Genomic DNA, 1,474 nt, shown 5'->3' on the forward strand with positions numbered 1-1,474 from the left:
ATTGCAGATAGTCACAGTGCTGCTTCAATGGAATGTTCTTCATTAAACGGAAGTAGATTGAGAACACCTTCTAATGATTCTATTACCGTGGTTAACTCATTTCTGGGTGAAACTTGGGGATTAGGTTCAAGAGAAACAGTGAGTAACTCTCTAAGACGTCATTCGAATATGACAGAACATTTAGCTAAAAATAAAGGCCAAATGGATGCTCAGTTAACTAAAGATTTAATGGATATCAGATTATTTAACGAAGACGGTTCTTTCAAAGAAAATGGTGGATGTACTAAACCTGCTTTACAGGATGCCGACATCACCAACTACCAAACAGTTTTTGATATTAATGCTCAAAAAGTATACTTAAAAATACCAGTGCCTGAGTATTTCGCTGATTGGACAGAAATTAATTTAAATCAATTATTCAACTAATATTATCATTAGATAATGACATACATAAAAAACACGAACCTTTAAGTAGGTTCGTGTTTTTTTAATATTTTATATTTCTCAATTACTTTGATGTTACATCAAAAACTTATTTCACTTTTTAACTAACGTAAATTTTTTCATAAAAAATTATTAAGAAGTAATAAAGGATAAAATGTAGTTTTTAAAGGGAAACAAAATTGCTGACTGAATTTAACGGATCCTTAATTATTTATTTTTTTTCGGTTCTCTAAATATTGAAGCCCACCAGAAGACCATAAAGCCCATAACACTAGTAACGGCTGAAAAAATAAGCGAACTAAACGTTTTGTATCCGTATTTAACCCAAATGAATCAATTTGATTGATATACTGATTAATATTTCCTGGAAAAATAAGGATAAAAAATACAGCTAGAGCAAGACCTGTTTGAATTTTAAAGTTTCTTCCCCAAATCATCAGTAATGCAAAAGCGATCTCTACAACACCTGAAGCCAATACTACAAAATCAATTAAATCAGTATCTGTAGTCAACCAAGTTGGTACCTGAGCTTGAAATGCTATTCTTCTAAAAGTCATATGTCCTATTCCGGCATATAGCATCGCACTACCTAATAAAACTCTAAAAATATTCTGAATTGTTGAGGTCTTAACTTGTTTCATTATTTGTATCGTTTTTAAATATATATCGTGCACGATACAATTATAAGTGAATGGACATTCATATCAAAGTATTTTACATTTTTTTTAAGAACACCCATACTATAAATGTTGTCTTAACAGTGTTTATTTACTCACTGTATCTTTATGTATCAATACAGATAGACTACCCTATAATTTTAAAGACACCTGTTCTCATTTAGCACCTGTATAACATCGAATAAAATCATTACCAACAAACAAAAAGACAGGGAAAAATTGTTTTTTCACACACAATTCACATTCTAACGATTTTGTATAAACCGTTGCTCAATTCATACAAAAGATTCCTTTTCCAAACCCTGATATTTGTAATGTAATCAATTGGGAGATACAATTAAACAACTCTCAAA

General features: G+C 30.5%; 2 protein-coding genes. One reads left to right on the forward strand and one right to left on the reverse strand.

All coding sequences use genetic code 11. The annotated features are described in order from the left end of the window. On the forward strand, positions 1–426 hold a 426-nt coding region (locus tag NH26_RS10215; protein ID WP_158021923.1), incomplete at its 5' end, for a hypothetical protein. 221 nt (positions 427–647) lie between these two features. Here NH26_RS10215 and NH26_RS10220 read toward each other — a convergent pair. After that, positions 648–1,085: a DoxX family protein gene (locus NH26_RS10220; RefSeq protein WP_044229960.1), complete on the reverse strand. Its 438-nt coding sequence runs from the start codon at positions 1,083–1,085 to the stop codon at positions 648–650. Between the last annotated feature and the right edge of the window lie 389 nt (positions 1,086–1,474).

The organism is Flammeovirga pacifica (assembly GCF_000807855.2).
GTDB classification, from domain to species: Bacteria; Bacteroidota; Bacteroidia; order Cytophagales; family Flammeovirgaceae; genus Flammeovirga; species Flammeovirga pacifica.

What these genes read in the sequence shown, in the direction of transcription:
- NH26_RS10220 (WP_044229960.1), bottom strand. Translation starts at nt 1,085, where the DNA reads ATGAAACAAGTTAAGACCTCAACAATTCAGAATATTTTTAGAGTTTTA.